The sequence below is a fragment of the Photobacterium sp. GB-36 genome, assembly GCF_003026135.1.
Lineage (GTDB): Bacteria > Pseudomonadota > Gammaproteobacteria > Enterobacterales > Vibrionaceae > Photobacterium.
In genome coordinates, this window is sequence record NZ_PYNY01000014.1 from 69,333 (window position 1) to 89,142 (window position 19,810).

The window sequence follows — 19,810 nt, forward strand, 5'->3', positions numbered from 1 at the left end:
CATTCACTTGTTTATAAATTACTTGAGCCATAATTTACCATCGAATCTTAAATAACTTAAACCTATGACGATATAAATTCGATTAAACGCCACGTTAATGGCAATAGCGCTATTACATACTCAAAAAAAAACCGCCTAGCGATTAGCTAAACGGCTTCTATATTCATCAATCAATATAATCAATTAGGTGTTTTCTGAATCTTCAGCTTGGACAGTAGCCTCAACAGACTCTGGCTTACTATCGACAGAAACAACTAACGGTGATGCTTGGTTGGTCATTTTGGCAACAAGACCTGCAACACGCTGACGCATTTCACGGCGATCAACAATCATATCAATCGCACCATGTTCAAGGAGGAACTCACTACGTTGGAAGCCTTCTGGTAGCTTCTCACGTACGGTTTGCTCAATAACACGTTGACCTGCAAAACCGATCAGTGCTTTGGGTTCACCAATATTGATGTCACCAAGCATTGCAAGGGATGCTGATACCCCACCCATAGTTGGATCGGTTAACACAGAGAAGAAAGGTAAGCCTTTCGCTGATAAACGCTCTAACGCCGCACTGGTTTTCGCCATTTGCATCAGTGACATCAGCGCTTCTTGCATACGTGCACCGCCACTTGCAGAGAAGCAGATCAATGGGCAGTTATTTTCAATTGCCGCATCCACTGCTCGTACAAATTTAGCACCAACGACAGAGCCCATTGAACCGCCCATAAAAGAGAATTCAAAAGCACATGCAACAATAGGTAAACCTAAGACTTCCCCTTTCATTGCGATTAATGCATCTTTTTCACCCGTGGCTTTTTGCGCGCTATACAAACGATCTTTGTACTTTTTAGAATCGCGGAATTTAAGCTTATCTTGCGGCTCTAGCTCTGCGGCAATCTCAACTTGCGTATCAGCGTCTAAGAAAGTTTCAAGACGACGACGTGCTTTCATACGCATGTGATGATCACACTTAGGGCACACCTCTAGATTGCGCTCAAGATCTGCATGGTACAGTACTTGATCACAAGAGGTACATTTCGTCCAAACGCCCTCAGGAATCGACACTTTTCGTGAAGAGACAATGTTGCTTTTAGTTAGAATCTTTTCAAGCCAGCTCATGAATGACCTTTATTCTTTAATGCTTCCGCCGTCAATGGCCGAAGATACAAATTCATTGGATAACGATCAGAGATTAAAACACAATCTTACTAATCTGTAGATAAAAAACTGGTACTACCTTATCAAGCTAACCCTTGTAACTCAATCAGCTAAGAATAACGGACCTAATGGTACACGCGGTAAATTGTGCTCTTTCGGGTAATCAACATCAACCAAATACAAGCCTTCAGCTTTGGCTGTTGCTCCTGCTAATGTGCGATTTTTTTGCGCAAGTAGCCACTCAATCCACTCTGGTTTTTCTTCACCTTTGCCGACTTTAATTAAGCTACCTGTGATGTTACGTACCATATGGTGAACAAACGCATTCGCTTTGATATCAATGATCACAAAGTCGCCTTGGCGAGTGACATTCAGGTGCATTAAATTACGCCATGGGCTTCGAGATTGACAGTGAACCGCGCGGAACGACGTAAAATCATTTTCACCCAGTAAGTACTGACCAGCCTCATGCATTTTTTTCTCATCAAGATGGCCGTGATAATGGCTAACACCATTACCTAAAATAGCGGGACGTAAGGCGTTATTAAAAATGATGTAGCGGTAACGGCGTGCTGTCGCAGTAAAACGAGCATGAAAATCCTCATTCACTTCTGTCGCCCAACGTACCGCAATATCTTTAGGAAGATGAGCATTAGCACCCATCGTCCACGCCACCATTTTGCGATCAATATTAATATCGAAGTGAACAACCTGCCCCGTGCCATGAACGCCAGCATCAGTTCGTCCAGCACAGAAGACTTCTACTGGTTGATTGGCGACTTTAGAGAGAGCTTTTTCCAAACGCTCTTGTACGCTATCTACATCACGTTGGCGTTGCCAGCCATAATACTTAGCACCATCGTACTCTACACCTAAAGCTATTCGCATAATTTATTCAACTTCGATTAATCAAACCTATGTAAACCACTAACACGTAATTTACGAAACTGTTCCGAATTATAAGTAATTCACAAGATAAGGGAAAGAATAGCGCGATAGGGATAACATAATGCAGCAAGTAAAAATAAAAAAAGCACGATAGAATTATCTCTACCGTGCTTGTTCTATCTTAAACAAGAGTGATGTTACAACTTCAAAAGCAATCTTTTGGCTTCTGCTTGAAGATCTTGTTCAGCATTTTTCGCAATATCCTCTAATAAACCAACAGCACCTTCGCTATCATTCATTTCTAAATAAGCTTTAGCCAAATCAAGTTTACTTGCATACTCACCATTAGTATCAACATCATAGTCACCAATACTGGCTAACATATCAGGGTACTCGTCAAGCCCTACCTCTAAATTTAAAGGATTGGTATCGGGATCAACTTGCTGATGCGATGGGTCATCTTTCATTAATTCATCAATACTAATATAAGATGGTTTTTCAGCTATAGATTGTTCAGCCAGTAACTCACTGGTTGCTACGTTTTCCAGATCATTGGTATGTAATGAGAAGTCAGACTCTAACGAAACAGACTTCACGTCGTCTTTTACCAAATGCGGTTGTTGTGTCCAATCTTCTTGAGCTAACTCAGGCTCAGATACCGAGGTTTGCCATACTTTAGCATCATCATCAGACAGCTCATCGTCAAAAGTATAATCTGCTTCTAACTCATCTTCTGTTTGCGTTAATAATCCATCACGTTCACCGTCTTCTAAACCCAGCCCAGAGCGCTCCACTTGCTGTTTGGGTAATTCATCCATTAATAATGGTTCAGTCTCAACATCAGTCGTGTTGTCACTAACCTCTTGTGGCTGTATTGACTGAGATGGGCCTTCATTATCTGCATTACCTGCATTATCATTTAATGAATCATCAAACAGTAATGCATCCATATCAAGACCTGCAGAATCAACCATGGTTTGATCCAACTGATCTAATACAACTGGCTTCTCTGTTACCTCAATAGGCTCTTCATTGGGTAAACGTAAACCTTGTTCAATTTCATATTGCTCAAGCTCATGTTGTTCATCCAATGAGGCTTGCAGCGCTTCACCTTCATCAAACTCTGGAATGGTCGTTGGATCGAGTTTTTCAAAAGGATAAACATCCCTTTGAGCGGTATCAAATGGCGATACTTCATTTTCACTAGCAACCGTTGATGCTGGTAACGATGACTCATCAGGTAATTCAGGAGCGGTTTCAGCAACAAAATCTACTGTATTTTCAGGAGATAATTCAGATTTAGGTGAATACTTATCTGCAGCTTCCGCGGCTTGCTGCAATTGACGAATAACATTATCAAGTGCGATTTGCTCATCAATGTCGTTATTAAGTTCTGTTTCGTCAAAAGGCTCAGCATCAGGATCATCCAATGCCGCTTGTTCATCAAATTCAGGTAAATCATCGAGTGATAATACGTCTTGATGAACAGCATCTTCTTGTGGTGATTCATACACATCATCAGCAAATGCTTTTAATGCATCCTCTTCATCAAAAGAAGGAAGATCGTCTACATTCAGCGGTTCATGTTGCTCTGCTGCAACATGACTCGCTAATGCATCTTGCTCATCTAGTTCACGTTCAAGATCTGAAACGGTTAATGGCTTAACATCACTGTCTAGCGATTGACGATAAAAGTCTTCGTCTAAAACATCATCTAAGATCTCATCGAATTTCTGTTCACTACTTGGCGATAAGGTTTGCAGCTCTTCAGTATTTTGTGACTCAAGGACTTCTTTCGATGGCGTATCGCGAGTGTCACTCACAAATTCAGACGTGAAAACATCATTCGGTGCTTCTTCACTTGGCAATTCAGTTACAACTTCAGACCCTAATGTATCAGGCTCTACAGTATCAGCATTGCTTTCATCAGTAAGAGATATGTCTTTTTCCTGTTGAGCATATTTTTCAACATCACTTTCAGGATTAATAACATCCTGTGATTTCTGCTCTAGATCAGAAGCGAATGATGGCGATTCGATAATTTCATCAAGATGTTGATTCTCATTATTAGGAGCATCTTGTTCATCGACTGCTGCTAACTGCTCAGATAAAATTTCATCTAATAATTCAGTACTGGATTCATCAATTGCAATGTGATCTTGTTTTGATGAGATATCAGCATCATTGTCTTTTAATAATTCATCAAGCAATTCAGTACTATCTTCAGCCACTTCTATCGTTGAATCAGATTGTTCCGGTTCATCTTCATCTAAGATCAACTCATCAAGCAATGCTGTACTGTCTTCAGCCACTTCTATCGTTGAATCAGACTGTTCCGGTTCATCTTCATCTAAGATCAACTCATCAAGTAATGCGGTACTGTCTTCTTCAAGTTCAATATCACTACTTAATTCATCATCTTCTACTAACTCATCAAGTAATGCAGTACTACCTTCTTCAAAAACACGTTCATCATCTTGTGTTTCATCCGTCAGTTCATCTGAAACAGTTTGATCTAATTCAGGTAAATCAGCACCAAAGCTACCAAATAATGCATCCAATTCATCTTGGTCAATATTCTCAGAGGCTTTAACTTCAACATCTTTTGACTCATCATTAATTTCAGACGTAGCGCGGTCTTGGCTTTGCTCTTCTGCTTGTTGCAAAATTTCATCTAATAACGATTGCTCTAACAAGCCATTATCTAACTCTTCATCTTCGTTATCTGCTGGCAATGGCTTAACATCGTCATTATCACTAAGATCAAAGTCATCCTGAGATAAATCAAAATCATCGAGACTATTTTCAGAATCTTCATTTTTCGCTGATTCATTGAGAGATTTCTCCCACATTAACGCTAAGGCTTCATCTGAACTTGGCTCGCTCTCATTATCCATTTCATCAAGAGCACGCTCCATGTCTTCTAAACCAATAGCATCATCACCTTTAACTGAAATACTACTACTTAAGTTATTTTCAAAAGCTTCATCAAATTCAATATCATTAACAACTGCTGATTCAGTCTTCGTATCAGCGTCATCGCTAAATTCAGTAACAGGCTCTTTTACCTCTTCTTTCTCATTTTTAGTTGACGGATCATTTTTATCATCAATATCTAACGTAAAGTCAGGCTCATTGAATAGATCATCATCCGCAAACAGGTCATCTAGGTCATCTGAAGTATCAAGAGCTTGCTCATCACCATCAATAGGAGGGATGACAACAGGTGCCGTTTCAGCAGCTGAAGCCTCTGGAGCATTTAATGATTTCACCTCATCTTGCTCTTCTTCTTTACGACGCAATAAGAAGAATGCCAGCAATGCAGCAAGTAAACCGCCAGGAATAATACCAGCAGCAGCTAATGCCCAAGGGTTATTAGCCAGTGAATCAAACCAGGTTGAAGTAGGTGGTGTCACAGGTTGTGGCGCATTTTGCAGTTGTTTTTGTTGCTCTAAGAAAGTCAGCAGTTCTTGGCGTACATCATCGCTATCTTTAACTTGATCTTTTAATGCATCAACTTCTTGTTGCATTTCCGCTAAGCGTAAACGAAGCATGTGGTTACTTTCCACCAGCTTTGTCATTTGCTCATCTGTCATCGCTTTTTGCTGTTCTGATAATTCAGGCTTGGCAGGAATAGCCGTATTTTCTACATTATCAACATCAGCAACTTCAACGTTTTCAGTTTTAGGCGTTTCAGAAATATTCGCGGTTGATTCAGCTGGTGTCGCTGCACTAATCACAGCAGCAGTTGTTGCTACCGCTACCGCTTTCTCTATTGTTTTTGCTGGAACATTTGTTGTTGAGTTAGCCGTTTCATCAACTACCGCCACAGGCTTTACAACTGGCCCTGCGGGCTGTGTGCTTTTTACGTCTTTTTTCGCTGCTTGCTCTGCTTGTATTTTTTGTAGTTCTTCAGGCTTGGGCTTTAATTTTACAACACGTTTTTGGCTAGCTGCCTTTGCTTTAATATAGGGTGCACGTCTTTTATCCGATTCTAATTGACGACGGATCAAGCTCTCTTTCTCGTTCTTAACCTGGCTTAATGTTGGCATAACCAAGGTACTACCAGGGATCAATCCATGAATATTGCTGTTTTCAAATGCTTGTGGATTAACGTGATAAATAGCACCGATAACTTGGTATACAGATACTGAAGCATTAGGACGATTTCGAGATGCGATTGACCACAAGGTTTCTTTTTCACCTGTAGGGCCATAACGACGAGTAGAAAGTGGTGCGGTGTTAGACTGCGAAATTGAACGCAGATCAGGTGTATCAATACCTCGGCTCGCTTGCGAATAGGATCCATCCTCATTCGACGGGCCAATAATCCGAACAGTATTCGCATTCACCACAGGCAAATAAGAAGAAATGGTAACGAAAGCTACCGGTACAATAAAGCGCTTTACTATCTTAGGGATATCAGACACTGCCTGCGTTCCTCTCTGGCAGAGATAAATAAGCCGAAAACGTTAATTCAATGAACGCATTTCGAAACAATACGAGTTGCTTATATGTTCTACAAACTACACATATAACGACAACATAAAGAAAATCTTAAGGTTGTTATGGCTAATTTTTGCTAGCTGACGATGTATGTCAAGTGACTACTTAGGGTTTTACCAGCAAGATCATGGAAATGAGAAAGGAGCAATCTCTTGCTCCTTTTTTTATTTCTTTTACAAATATTCTTCAATTAGCTTTTCAGCAATCTGAATACTATTTGTTGCCGCACCTTTACGAACGTTATCAGCTACAACCCACATATTCAGACCACATGGGTGACTAATATCTTCACGGATGCGACCTACCATCACGTGATCTTTACCTACTGAATCTGTTACCTGTGTTGGGTAATCAGTACCATGGAAGACTTCAATACCATCAGTATTTTCAAGTAGATTAATTGCATCTTCGATAACAACAGGTTGATGCGTTTCAACATGCACCGCTTCTGCATGACCAAAGAAAGCAGAAACACGCACACAAGTTGGGTTAACACGAATACTTGAGTCGCCAAGAATTTTTTGTGTTTCCCACACCATTTTCATTTCTTCTTTGGTGTAACCGTTATCCATAAACTCATCGATATGAGGTATGCAGTTAAATGCAATTTGCTTGTCATAAGCACTGTTTTCAGCTGGCAAACCATTTAGCAATTTTGCTGTTTGACCGGCAAGCTCATCAATTCCCTTACGACCAGAGCCAGATACCGATTGATAAGTCGCAACATTAATACGATCAATACCATAAGCATCTTGAATTGGCTTAAGAGCAACTAACATTTGAATCGTAGAGCAATTGGGATTTGCAATAATATTACGGTTGCGGTAATCAGCAATCGCTTCAGGGTTTACTTCAGGGATCACTAACGGAACATCATACTCATAACGGAATTCAGATGTGTTATCGATAACCACTACACCAAAATCTGTGGCAATAGGCGCCCAATGACGTGATGCTTCAGCGCCTGCTGAAAACAAAGCAATTTGAACTTGGCCCCAATCGAAATCTTCCACGTTCTTCACACGGATTGATTTACCTTTAAAACGTAACACTTTGCCAGAGCTACGATCACTTGCCAGCAAGTAAAGATTGCGAACAGGAAAATTACGCTCTTCTAGCACCTCGACCATAGCTTCGCCGACAGCACCTGTTGCGCCTAGTATTGCGATATCATATTCCTGACTCATTGAGTGACCTCTACTACTGTAAAACCTAATTTAGCCAGCGACTCTACCTCAAAATCGGCCTTGCCTGCTACTGTAATTGCACTATATTCACGGCGATCCCAGTAGTTTTTTCGCATCATATCAAAAGCAGTGGCCATTTTGCTGTTATCGTCACCAGCTAGCTGCATTTGACGACGGAACATACCGTCATCTTTACGTACATCATACACTAATTGGGTAAGGCTAAATAAACTTGCCTCGTCCCATTGACGACTTAATTCAACTTGAGGAATTGGCGCAACAGGCAATAGTTCACTCGCATCTACCTGCTTATCAACACCTAGAAACTCACAAAAGCGGTTGAAAACCATGGTTGTTCCACGCGCTTTACCTTCAAGCCCATATCCAGCTACATGCGGTGTCGCAAAAGCTAAATACGGTAGTAGCTCTAAATCCACCAATGGCTCTTGCTCAAACACATCAAGTACTGCTGTAAGTGCCTTCCCTGTACCATTATGAGAAGCCACTAAGGCCGCTTTTAAAGCACTATTATCAACAATAGGACCACGTGCCGCATTAATTAAAATAGCATTGGGTTTTAATGCATTTAGAAAAGCGTCGTTGACTAAGTGATGAGTTGGAAACTCGACATCGCGAGTTAACGGGGTATGGGTTGTGATGACATCACACTCAGCAAGTAGCGTTTCAACTGAATCAAATTGACGCGCATCGCCTTCCGCTTGCTTTAATGGATCGTTAAGCAGATAACGAATACCTAATGCATCTAAACATTTCGCCAAATATGAGCCAACATTACCAGCACCAATGATCCCAACAGTGCGATCAAAAATAGAAAAGCCTTGTTGCTGGCCTAATACCATTAAGCTACTCAGTACGTACTCGGCAACACCCACTTTGTTACAGCCTGGTGCTGCTGTGAAAGTAATACCACGCTCAGCTAATAGCGGTTGATCAACATGATCTTGTCCTGCTGTTGCAGTTCCCACAAATTTTAACTTATCAGCTTTTTCTAACAGACTGTTATTAACTTTCGTCACCGAGCGGATCATCAGGGCATCAATCCCTACCAAATCATCAGCCGTTAAATTTCGACCTGGTTTGGCGATGACCTCACCAAGCTCACTAAACAACGCCAACGCATACGGCATATTTTCATCAATAAGGATTTTCATTTCGGCTTCCCTGCTTTACTTAATCAGCCCCGAATAAATCTCGGGTATATACTTTTTCTTGTACATCTTGAAGTTCAACCGCCATACGGTTCGAAACAATCACATCAGACATCGCTTTAAATACATCAAGATCTTTGATGACTTTAGAATTAAAGAATTCATCTTCTTCCAGTACCGGTTCAAACACCACCACTTCAATGCCTTTGGCTTTTATGCGTTTCATGATGCCTTGAATACTGGATGCGCGGAAATTATCAGATCCTGATTTCATAATTAAGCGATAAACGCCTACAACTTTAGGCTGTTTAGCAATAATTGAATCAGCAATGAAATCTTTACGTGTGGTATTCGCATCTACAATCGCACCAATAATGTTATTCGGTACATCACGGTAATTCGCGCGTAATTGCTTAGTATCTTTCGGTAAGCAGTAACCGCCATAACCAAAAGATGGATTATTATAATGATTGCCAATGCGAGGGTCTAAGCCTACGCCTTCGATAATCTGACGACTATCTAAGCCCAATGCTTCTGCATAGCTATCAAGTTCATTAAAATAAGCCACACGCATCGCAAGGTAAGTATTGGAAAATAATTTTACCGCTTCTGCTTCTGTAGAATCTGTAAATAAAACGGCAATATCTTGCTTTTCAGCACCTTGTTTTAATAGTCCAGCAAAGATCTCAGCTCGCTCTGAACGTTCACCGACAATAATACGAGAAGGATGTAAATTATCGTACAGTGCACGACCTTCGCGTAAAAACTCTGGCGAGAACATAATATTTGTAATGCCGAACTGTTTTTTAATACTTTCTGTATATCCAACAGGCACGGTTGATTTAATCACCATGGTCGCTGATGGATTTTTCTCTATCACATCTTTAATAACGGCTTCTACTGAGCTGGTATTAAAGTAATTTGTGATAGGATCATAATCAGTTGGGGTCGCTATAATGACAAATTCAGCGCCATCATAAGCATGTGATGCATCCGTTGTTGCTACAAGGTTCAATACTTTATGCTGTAAAAACGCTTCAATTTCCGTATCAACAATTGGAGAGAGACCTTGATTAATTAACGCAACTTTCTCTTCAATAATATCGAGTGCAACAACCTCATTATGCTGAGATAACAGCACCGCATTAGACAGACCGACATAGCCGGTTCCCACCACAGTAATTTTCATTACCTAACCTCAATGAATAAATGTGCAAGTAACTGTAATTCAACCCTTGCCTACTGACTTTAGTGTAACTGAAAACATGTTAAAAAAACAAAAGCAGCAATAACTAACAACTATCTCACTGTATTATTGAAAAAGAGTGAATAAAAAAAGAGCCATAATCACTTATGGCTCTTTCTTAATATAAACGGTGAGTAATTAAATACGATTACGCTTCGTATTTCTTAATCACTAGTGTTGCGTTAGTACCACCAAAACCAAAGCTGTTAGACATAACAGTCTTCAGTTCAACATCACGCTTCTCAGTCACAATATCAAGACCTTGTGCTGCTTCGTCTAGGTTATCAATATTGATGCTTGGTGCAACAAAACCGTGCTCTAACATCAATGTTGAATAAATCGCTTCGTGCACACCCGCCGCACCCAATGCGTGACCCGTCATGGCTTTTGTTGCAGAAATTGCAGGGCTGTTTTCGCCAAATAGCTCTTGGATTGCACCTAACTCTTTCACATCACCAACAGGCGTTGATGTACCGTGAGTATTGATATAGTCAACAGTCGCATCTAGATCTTGCATCGCCATCTTCATACAACGAACTGCGCCTTCACCTGAAGGTGCAACCATATCGTAACCATCAGATGTTGCGCCATAACCAACGATCTCACCGTAGATTTTTGCGCCACGTGCTAGTGCGTGTTCTAGCTCTTCAACCACAACCATACCGCCACCACCAGAAATCACGAAACCATCGCGATCAGCATCATAAGTACGTGATGCTTTTGATGGATCATCATTATACTTGGTTGATAGTGCGCCCATTGCGTCAAACATCATCGTTAATGACCAATCTAGCTCTTCACCACCACCGGCAAAAACAACGTCTTGTTTGCCCAGTTGGATTAGCTCTAATGCGTGACCAATACAGTGTGCAGATGTTGCACATGCTGAGCTCATAGTGTAGTTAACACCACGGATCTTAAACGGTGTTGCTAAACACGCAGAAACCGTTGAAGACATTGTACGGGGTACCATGTAAGGACCCACACGTTTCACGCCTTTTTCACGTAGCGTATCAACTGCAATGTATTGGTTATACGAAGACGCGCCACCTGAACCTGCCACAAGACCAGTACGCTCATTAGAAACTTGATCTTCAGCTAAGCCTGAATCGGCAACCGCTTGTTCCATTGATAGGTAAGCAAAAGCGGCAGCGTCACCCATGAAACGCATTTTTTTACGATCAATATGTTCTGCTGGGTTAATTTTCAAATCACCCCAAACATTTGAACGTAGTTTCATTTCAGCAAACTGCTCAGAAAAATTAATGCCTGACTTGCCTGTTTTCAATGACTCTAGTACTTCTGCAACGTTGTTACCAATACTAGATACAATGCCCATGCCTGTAATTACGGCTCGTTTCATGATGACTTCCTACTAAAATTAATTGGATATAGCCTAACCGTGAACTTTCTCTACGGTGGATTTTCTCCCAAACGGCTTTAAGATGCGCGTTCATAACAGCAATTTCACCGTCTTAACGGAACATCATATCTTAAAGCGGTTTGGCGTTTGTTATACCGAGATAACAGAGCTATCGACTATAACGGCTTTAGTGGTAAAAAGTGGTCAGCTTTCCTGATATTCGGGTACAATCGGTTCAAAATTGCCATTTCTTTCTATATTACGCCTAAAAGTGGTGATATTTAAACCAAGTTTTTCATAATCGTTTGTCCGTTATAAAAGAGGTTTCCCTTTTGTCTTCTTCACAACAAGAAAAATCCCCCTTACAAATTGAAAATGCCGTTCTTGATTGGAATGATGTGGGAACCCCCGTCTCAAATAACTTTGATGATGTCTACTTCTCCAACGTTAATGGATTAGAAGAAACGCGCTATGTTTTCATTAAGCAAAATGGCTTACCTGAGCGCTGGATTGACGGTGACCGTCGTCGTTTTGTTATTGCAGAAACAGGATTTGGTACCGGATTAAACTTTTTAGCCGTATGGAAAGCATTTAAAGATTACCGCTCTCAACACCCTGATGCCACAACCACTGAGCTACATTTTATCAGCTTTGAAAAATTCCCGGTAACTCAGCAAGATTTGATTAAAGCCCATCAAGCATGGCCTGAACTTGCTGAGTTTGCAGAGCAACTTCATGCCCATTACCCACCCGCTATTGCAGACTGTCATCGTATCGTATTAGAAGATGGCATGATCACCTTAGACCTCTGGTTTGGTGATATTAAAGATTGTATGCCTCAAGTATGGGTTGGCGATGAGGGTATCGTCGATGCATGGTTCCTTGATGGTTTTGCCCCTAGCAAAAACCCTGAAATGTGGAATCAAAACTTATTTAACGGCATGGTTAAAATGGCACGTAAAGATTGTAGCGTAGCAACCTTTACCGCTGCGGGCTTTGTTCGTCGAGGGTTAATAGAAGCCGGTTTTGATATGCGCAAAACCAAGGGCTTTGGTACTAAACGTGACATGATCGTAGGTCACGTTGTTGAACGTCAGCATAAAACGAATATTATGCCTTGGTATAATCGTGAAGCACAGACAGAGCCAAACGCAAATATTGCGATTATTGGTGGTGGTATCGCATCTGCAACTACCGCACTGTCTTTGCTTCGTCGAGGTCAAAATGTCACATTATATTGCGCTGACAATGAACTTGCTGAAGGTGCATCAGGCAACCGACAAGGCGCTGTCTACCCGCTATTGAATGGCAATAATGATAAGTTATCCCGTTTTTTCTCTAGCGCTTTTATCTATGCACGACAACTTATAGAGCAAGCCGCAATTCACAGCGATTTTAGTCATAACTGGTGTGGCGTAACTCAACTGGCGTGGGATGATAAATCAAGCCATAAACTCGCAAATATCATCAATGGTGGTTTTGCATCTGAACTTGTTCATCATCTCGATAAGGAACAAACCAAACAAATCACGGGTATTGAAACCGGTTTTGAAAGTGTTCATTACCCACTTGGCGGATGGCTATCACCTAAAGAGTTAACCACAGCGTTAATTGAACATGCCGTTAATGAAGGGAAACTGACGCTACAAACACAAAAAGAATTATGTCAGCTAGAACAAGTTAACAAAACTCAATGGCAACTGACTTTTACAGATGGTAGTGAAACGCGGCATAGCACGGTTATTTTGGCTAATGGTCACCGCTTTAATCAATATCCTCAAACCCAGCAGATCCCTGCTTCTTCTGTACGCGGGCAAGTCAGCCACGTGCCGACCACCCCATCACTGGGCGAGCTAAAAACGGTGCTTTGTTATGACGGCTATCTCACTCCAATAAACCCAGAAACCCAAAGCCACTGCATTGGAGCAAGTTACGATCGTCGTAATATTGATCTTAATTTTAATGAAAACGACCAACAAGATAACAAGCAACGGTTAGTAAACTGCTTACCTAATGTTGAGTGGCCTAAACAAATTGATATCGATGGCTTTGATGTTCACAACAGAGCACGTGTTGGTATTCGTTGTGCAGTACGAGATCACTTACCGTATGTGGGTAATGTTTGTCGTTATGATGATTTATTACAGCAATACGATGATCTTAGAGATAATCAAACGTCAGCGAAAGGTGCCCCAATCTATAGCAATCTTTTTGCTATTGTTGGTTTAGGCTCTCGTGGATTAAGCTCAGCACCATTACTCGGTGAACTCTTAGCATCGCAAATTTGTGGTGACCCACTACCACTACCACTTGACGTACTTGAAGCGCTCCACCCAGGTCGTATGTGGGTTAGAAAGCTACTTAAAGGCAAAGCAATTCAGGCACTATAAATTAATAAAAAAGCGCAATGACTATCCTCTAATTACTAGCGGATAACTTATTGCGCTTTCTTTATTTTACCGTTACTTCAATTCTGCCGACATAACATTCATTAGTTCATTATTTTCATCGCCAGATAAATCCCATACAAAAAGACCTGCAAGCTTGTTTTTCTTCACCCAATCAGCTTTGGCTTTTACCGAGCGTGAATCATCATAACTAATAAAGACTTGTTTCTCTTCATTCCACAAGTAAGGTGCCTCAGCTTTCTCGTCATAACCTGAGATATAGCCTTGTGCTTTTGTATAGTTACGTTTTAAGTCCCAATACATAAAGTAGCCAGGCTCTTGTGCTGACGTACCAAAACTTGCACCTTGCGTAGAAGAAAGCTCTTTCGGAATGGCTTTGCCATCAAATCCTTTGGTTCCTTCCCAGCCTCTACCATAAAATGCCGCACCAACAACTAATTTATCAGCAGGGATCCCCAGAGAAATCATTTTATTCACAAAGACATCGGTGCCCATTCCCCACCAACCATTATCCGTTGCATGAAGATTAGTTAAATGCCCTGTTTGTGTCCCCCATCCACCTAAATAATCATAAGTCATCGCAAACATATTAGTTAAGTGCGGCGCAACAGCAGCCCAATCAATCGACTCAGCTTTGCTTCCTACACCAACAGCAGTAGAAAGCTCATATTCACGCCCTGTTTTTTTCTCTAAGTTATCTAACTCTGCACGTAGTGTTTTCACTAAATGGGTATACGCTTCTTTTTCTGATGCTTTCTGCTCTTCCGATAATTTAGTATCAGGGTTCCAAGGAGAGGTTGTTAAACCGCCACCACCTGGGTACTCCCAATCTAAATCAATACCATCGAAAAAGTCATACTGAGCAATAAGTTCAACGGCTGATTTTGAAAAGTGCTCAATAGATGCTTTATCTTTTGCCATTGCATGGAAAGGTTCAGACATTGTCCAACCACCAAAAGAAGGCAATATTTTTAGTTCCGGCTTTTCATTTTTTAAATCTTTAAGCTGAGCAAAATGTCCTTTATAAGCAACCTTAGCTTTCGTCGGCCCAAAATCTTTCTGTAATGCTGATACTTGATCAACTATCACCGCACTAAAAGGCTCTTTACCCTGACATGCAGCTTCAATTTGTTTCTGTACCGCATCACTCGCACCTTGATGTGGACCACACATGCTTAAAAAAGCATAAATAACATGAGTAAGCTTATCTGCAGGAATATCTTTAACAGTATAAGGATTAGCTTCATTATTGTATTGCCAGTCGGCAAAGTAACCCGCAACAACAGGAGAATCAGCGGCAACGGCTGAAGAGCTTAATAGAGCGGCTATCGTAATAGGTAAAATCGCTTTCATAAATGTCCTTATTTATCATTATAACTAGCGGCTAATGCTTTTAGCTTCACAATAAAAACAGAACAACAGCTAAGATAACAATAAGCCAATATAGAGTAATGACTACCTTAGTTTGAATATTGATAAGAAGGGATAAATAAAAAGCGTAAAGACTAATTTTTAGATATTTTTCAGATTCAGCTCTTATTTATAATTGAAATGAAATTTAAACCATTAATTTTATTCAATACAAAGCATCTTATTATATTGAGAGCAAACAGCGTAATCACTCTCAAAATAAAGACATTAGAAATACTATCGAATTATATTGCTATTCATGAGCAGCAATAATGATATGGGCTTCGGGCTTACAGTCTTGTAAACATTTTGCCAGTTGTGTTTGCGCAACAACATCACCATGAACAACACGGATCACAGAGGGACCCTCATTGATCCCAGCAACAAACTTGACCAAATCATCTTGCGCAGCATGAGCCGAATAACCTGACATTTGATAAATATTGGCTTTAACATCTATTACTTTATTATGTATTTCAACCACTTCATCACCGTTACATAACGCTCGCCCCAGTGTGCCTTCTGCTTGATATCCAGCAAAAATGACATCCGTTCTGGAATCTGGCAATAACGCTTCTAAGTAATTAACAATCCGTCCGCCTGCACACATTCCACTTGCGGCAACGATAATCGCAGGCTCCCCTGAATGCTTTAAACGATTAACTAACTCGATATGATCTTGATGTGTTTCTATCGTAATACACTGTTCAAAAGAAAGAGGGTGACGCCCCATATAACGTCGATCTTTTGCTTCTTTTGACCATAACTCTTGAAAATGCCGATATTGCTCCGTCACTTTCAACGCCAATGGTGAATCTAAGATCACTGGCAATGATTTCCAACGACGATAGGTATTATCATGACTAGAACCTGTTAACACATCGGCTAATATATTCTCAATATCAAATAATAGCTCTTGTGTACGACCTACACTAAAAGCAGGAATTAAAATTGCTCCGCCATCTTGTAATGAATGTTCTATAATTTTCCGCAAATGAGCTTCACGTTGCTGGGTATTATGTAGGGCTTTGTCACCATAAGTACTTTCAATCACAAGCACATCGGCTTTTTCAGGAGAAACAGGATCGGTTAATAGTGGTGTATTACAAGGGCCGAGATCGCCACTAAATACTACAGTATTTTGTTCTGGAAGCTCGACTTCTATATAGGCAGAACCTAGAATATGACCGGCTTGACGAAAGCGAACAGAGACACTATCTCCATTTAATAAAACGACTTTCGCCCAACAATCATAAGGAACAGGACGTATTCTTTGCTGAATAAGTTGTGTAAATTGCTGACATTGCTGAGAGTTAAAACCTAATTGGATTTTTAAACCATCTTCAAGCATTAATGGCAATAATGCTGCCGTTGCTTCTGTCGCATAAATTGGACCGGTAAAACCAGCGGCAAGTAACCATGGTATACGACCAATATGATCAATATGGCTATGAGTGATCAAGAGCGCTTCAATACGTTTAACATCGAATTCAATATCAAACTTATTATTCTTACTTTCAGCACCCTGAAACAGACCACAATCAATTAATAGGCTGCTATTACCAATCACTAACTCATGGCACGATCCTGTTACGCCAGTTTTTGCTCCATGGTGAATAATATCCACGAACATTCCTTGTGTTTATATTTCGTCCAATTTTTGATAATGACAGAGCCATTACCATGATAGAAATATTAACAACTAGAATCGGATCAGGCTCACGAAATCAACGAAAAACAATCTTGTAACACGCAAATAACGCACTACTGACTCAATAAATAAACCATATTTATAAACGGAAGATTAAAGTTTAGCCACCCACGCTTGTGAGGCTTGTTCCACTAACATTAATGAATGCTCAAACGCTTCACGACTTTGACGGTATGGATCAGGAATATCACGCTGACCAATCCATTGCCCGAATAGCATGGTTTTACCTCGCGCTTCAGGCGCAATATTGGTCACAGCTTCAATATGGCCTTTTTCCATCACTAGAATTAAATCATATTCATGACATAGTTCAGGCGTTAGTTGCTGTGCTTGGTGATGGGACAAATCAACATCATATTGCTCCATCACCTCACATGCCATCGCATCAGCACTCTTGCCAATTAACCCACTTTTTTGAGTTGCAATACCCGCAGAGGCGATATGTTTCGCTGGCAACTTTTTCTGCAAAAGACGTTCACCCGAAGGAGAGCGACAAATGTTACCAACACATACCGCGAGGATTTTGTTGAACATGGTTAACTCCGTTTAATTATATTCAATAATCGAAAGTAAACAAAAAGGCCAAGTAATATAGTACTTAGCCTTTCATTTATTTTCTAATTTTATTCTACGTTAAATTATTTTATTTAGCGTTTTTATTAAACGCGCTCTTTAATAAAACAATTGCAACACCGAGCATCATACCAAGTAAGAAACCTAATACTGCAATGAGTGGACGCTTTGGCTTATCACGACTGATTGGATAATCAATATTTTGCAAATAGCGAACACTTTTTAAGGCTAGATTATGATCCATTTTAATTTTAGAGAGTAACTCTAATTTAGTTTGAATAATTCCAAGCTGAGGCTGGAACACACTAAGATCTGTAATTTTTTTAAGAACCTTACTTTTTTCAGTTAGAGCTTCTGTTCCAAGATCGATTTGGAATAACTCACCATTATTGTTCATATCGGCTAATGGTTTAGTTACATCAGCTGATTTAGCCATATCTAAAGCATAATTTGTTTTGATTAATTCATTTGCTAGCTGTTGTTTAGCATTAGCCTCTAACGATATTTTGTTAGCTTGTAAAATTTGTTGGTGATATGAAATTTTAGCATCAAGTTCATCAATTAAATCATTACGAACTTTATTTGAGATAGCATCTGAGTACGCAACTAAAAGATCGTGTGCTAATGTTGAAGACGTCGCCTCAAAGCTCAGTTGATAAAAATCTGGTTGATTTTTTTTATCGGGTTGTGATGCTGAAATTCTTTTTGCCCAACGAGTGATAAACAGTGCTTTGTTTTCATCAGTAAGCTTTGCTTCATCAGCATATTGCTTCATGATCTCATTATTTTCAATAAATGCTTTTTTATTATCAAAAGCATTAAACTCAGTAATGTAATCATTTAATAAAGCACCACTACTCAAAATTCCATTTATTTTTGAAGGGTTATTAATGACAGCATATAGGTTTGTTATTTGACTCCGAATATTAGCGGTATTTTGGTACTGTCCTGCTGTTATAACAGCTTTCGATGTCCACCACTGCTGAGCCGTGAATGCATAAACAATCGCACAAATAGTAAACACAATTGTACATAAAGCTATTGTCACTTTACCTTGCCAAATTATTTTGACTAACTCAACTAAATCAATCTCATCACTTGGAGAGTTATTTACAGCTTGAATATCACTCATTATTTTTCCACAAACCTAAAAACTAAGCCGAAACTTTTTGCCACATTTGGCACACAAGAACATAATCTGATGGAGAAAGCTCACTTTTTGCATCAGCAATGCTTTGCCCTACTTTTTCCTGCATTGCTGATAGTTGTGATTCATTTTCTAATTCACAATCAGCAGCCGCTAATGAAATATGCCCACGCAAATAACCACCAGCAAACAGCTCATCGTCTGTTGCAGTGTCTATCCCATCGTCGATAAGCTGCAATAGCCTCTCTTCATATTCTTGAATTGTCATTTCCTATCCTATACACAACCCATTTCGTTATATCGAACGTGTTGTATGAAATCCTGTTCTGTTAACTGTTTAATACCATAAAAAGCTCGAAATGCATCAGATAGCATTTTTGCTCGTTCTGGAACTCCGCACTCTAAATAGATTAGCACTTGTTCACGTACTTTTAACGTGAACGCTACCCTATCAGGCTCACAGTCACCACTCAAGTTGTCACAGCTTACTTGGAATTTAAATCCGCAACTTGCTGATAAAATCCACTCTATGGCCTGTGGTTTAATCTCTACTTTCTCGAATGCTGCTTGAACAGCTTCAGAGCGTCCATCAGGTTCATACCAATAACCATAATCCTCTAATTTGCGTCGTTCAGCACCTGCGATACACCAGTGTGCTAACTCATGCATTGCCGAGGCAAAATAGCCACGGGCAAAAATTATCTGATTATGCTGTCGCTCACTAGAAGCTGGCAGATAAATTGGCTCTTCACCGCCTAGAAGTAACTCTGTATTGAGACTGTCTAAAAATAACCCATTGAAAATAACGATTAAGTCGTTGTAATCATGTCTCATTCTAATGGTAACTTCTGAAATACATAACTTATCGATTATACAATGCAGTGAATCTAAGTGCGAATATTCTTAAGGTGACAGACTATGACAAACGTCATGTTATTGTCATTTTATAAAGATATGACAATTTTTGCTTACTTTTCAGTCAACTACTCTAATAAAAATAAGAATACGCTACTCAAAGCATAACAAACTTAAATACTCAGCTATTAATAT

Annotated in this window: 14 protein-coding genes; 1 reads left to right on the forward strand and 13 read right to left on the reverse strand. The window is 40.1% G+C overall.

The window, feature by feature from the left end; all coding sequences use genetic code 11:
• Positions 1-183: 183 nt before the first annotated feature.
• From accD to fabB, 7 genes are all read right to left on the reverse strand, one after another.
• Complete coding sequence (accD, locus tag C9J46_RS13515) at positions 184-1,113, reverse strand: acetyl-CoA carboxylase, carboxyltransferase subunit beta (protein WP_107206059.1); 930 nt, start codon at positions 1,111-1,113, stop codon at positions 184-186.
• A gap of 141 nt (positions 1,114-1,254) precedes the next feature.
• Positions 1,255-2,040 carry a tRNA pseudouridine(38-40) synthase TruA gene (truA, locus tag C9J46_RS13520; protein ID WP_107206058.1) on the reverse strand — a complete coding sequence of 262 codons (786 nt, stop codon included), beginning with the start codon at positions 2,038-2,040 and terminating at the stop codon, positions 1,255-1,257.
• 197 nt (positions 2,041-2,237) lie between these two features.
• Positions 2,238-6,470, reverse strand: a complete 4,233-nt coding sequence (locus C9J46_RS13525; protein WP_107291044.1) for a FimV/HubP family polar landmark protein — start codon at positions 6,468-6,470, stop codon at positions 2,238-2,240.
• A 249-nt stretch (positions 6,471-6,719) separates the two neighbouring features.
• Positions 6,720-7,733: an aspartate-semialdehyde dehydrogenase gene (locus tag C9J46_RS13530; protein WP_045127745.1), complete on the reverse strand. Its 1,014-nt coding sequence runs from the start codon at positions 7,731-7,733 to the stop codon at positions 6,720-6,722.
• The gene (locus tag C9J46_RS13535; protein WP_107260078.1) at positions 7,730-8,905 is read right to left on the reverse strand and encodes a 4-phosphoerythronate dehydrogenase; all 1,176 of its coding nucleotides are present in this window, start codon (positions 8,903-8,905) and stop codon (positions 7,730-7,732) included. The genes C9J46_RS13530 and C9J46_RS13535 overlap by 4 nt, the downstream gene beginning before the upstream one ends.
• Before the next feature lie 19 nt (positions 8,906-8,924).
• On the reverse strand, positions 8,925-10,091 hold the full coding sequence (locus C9J46_RS13540) for a nucleotide sugar dehydrogenase (RefSeq protein ID WP_107291045.1): 1,167 nt from the start codon (positions 10,089-10,091) through the stop codon (positions 8,925-8,927).
• Positions 10,092-10,296: 205 nt separating this feature from the next.
• Positions 10,297-11,511 (reverse strand): beta-ketoacyl-ACP synthase I, encoded by a 1,215-nt coding sequence (gene fabB, locus C9J46_RS13545; protein ID WP_107291046.1) that lies wholly within the window; start codon positions 11,509-11,511, stop codon positions 10,297-10,299.
• Between the two features lie 332 nt (positions 11,512-11,843).
• On the opposite strand from fabB, the gene mnmC reads away from it, so the two are divergent.
• Complete coding sequence (gene mnmC, locus C9J46_RS13550) at positions 11,844-13,901, forward strand: bifunctional tRNA (5-methylaminomethyl-2-thiouridine)(34)-methyltransferase MnmD/FAD-dependent 5-carboxymethylaminomethyl-2-thiouridine(34) oxidoreductase MnmC (protein ID WP_107291047.1); 2,058 nt, start codon at positions 11,844-11,846, stop codon at positions 13,899-13,901.
• A gap of 72 nt (positions 13,902-13,973) precedes the next feature.
• Here mnmC and C9J46_RS13555 read toward each other — a convergent pair whose 3' ends face one another.
• The 6 genes from C9J46_RS13555 to C9J46_RS13580 form a co-directional block, all read right to left on the reverse strand.
• Positions 13,974-15,272, reverse strand: coding sequence for a glycoside hydrolase family 18 protein (locus C9J46_RS13555; protein ID WP_107291048.1), 1,299 nt, complete (start codon positions 15,270-15,272; stop codon positions 13,974-13,976).
• Positions 15,273-15,582: 310 nt separating this feature from the next.
• Positions 15,583-16,956: an MBL fold metallo-hydrolase gene (locus tag C9J46_RS13560; RefSeq protein ID WP_107291049.1), complete on the reverse strand. Its 1,374-nt coding sequence runs from the start codon at positions 16,954-16,956 to the stop codon at positions 15,583-15,585.
• Between the two features lie 177 nt (positions 16,957-17,133).
• Positions 17,134-17,574, reverse strand: coding sequence for a phosphotyrosine protein phosphatase (locus C9J46_RS13565; RefSeq protein ID WP_107245730.1), 441 nt, complete (start codon positions 17,572-17,574; stop codon positions 17,134-17,136).
• A 109-nt stretch (positions 17,575-17,683) separates the two neighbouring features.
• Positions 17,684-18,745 carry an LPS O-antigen chain length determinant protein WzzB gene (locus tag C9J46_RS13570; RefSeq protein WP_107291050.1) on the reverse strand — a complete coding sequence of 354 codons (1,062 nt, stop codon included), beginning with the start codon at positions 18,743-18,745 and terminating at the stop codon, positions 17,684-17,686.
• A 22-nt stretch (positions 18,746-18,767) separates the two neighbouring features.
• On the reverse strand, positions 18,768-19,028 hold the full coding sequence (locus C9J46_RS13575) for a YfcL family protein (protein ID WP_107287203.1): 261 nt from the start codon (positions 19,026-19,028) through the stop codon (positions 18,768-18,770).
• Between the two features lie 8 nt (positions 19,029-19,036).
• On the reverse strand, positions 19,037-19,594 hold the full coding sequence (locus C9J46_RS13580; protein ID WP_107245726.1) for an elongation factor P hydroxylase: 558 nt from the start codon (positions 19,592-19,594) through the stop codon (positions 19,037-19,039).
• Between the last annotated feature and the right edge of the window lie 216 nt (positions 19,595-19,810).

Coding starts and splice junctions, on each gene's coding strand:
- C9J46_RS13535 (WP_107260078.1), bottom strand. CDS start 8,905: ATGAAAATCCTTATTGATGAAAATATGCCGTATGCGTTGGCGTTGTTT.
- fabB (WP_107291046.1), bottom strand. CDS start 11,511: ATGAAACGAGCCGTAATTACAGGCATGGGCATTGTATCTAGTATTGGT.
- C9J46_RS13555 (WP_107291048.1), bottom strand. CDS start 15,272: ATGAAAGCGATTTTACCTATTACGATAGCCGCTCTATTAAGCTCTTCA.
- C9J46_RS13530 (WP_045127745.1), bottom strand. CDS start 7,733: ATGAGTCAGGAATATGATATCGCAATACTAGGCGCAACAGGTGCTGTC.
- accD (WP_107206059.1), bottom strand. CDS start 1,113: ATGAGCTGGCTTGAAAAGATTCTAACTAAAAGCAACATTGTCTCTTCA.
- C9J46_RS13580 (WP_107245726.1), bottom strand. CDS start 19,594: ATGAGACATGATTACAACGACTTAATCGTTATTTTCAATGGGTTATTT.
- C9J46_RS13575 (WP_107287203.1), bottom strand. CDS start 19,028: ATGACAATTCAAGAATATGAAGAGAGGCTATTGCAGCTTATCGACGAT.
- truA (WP_107206058.1), bottom strand. CDS start 2,040: ATGCGAATAGCTTTAGGTGTAGAGTACGATGGTGCTAAGTATTATGGC.
- C9J46_RS13540 (WP_107291045.1), bottom strand. CDS start 10,091: ATGAAAATTACTGTGGTGGGAACCGGCTATGTCGGTCTGTCTAATGCG.
- C9J46_RS13570 (WP_107291050.1), bottom strand. CDS start 18,745: ATGAGTGATATTCAAGCTGTAAATAACTCTCCAAGTGATGAGATTGAT.
- C9J46_RS13565 (WP_107245730.1), bottom strand. CDS start 17,574: ATGTTCAACAAAATCCTCGCGGTATGTGTTGGTAACATTTGTCGCTCT.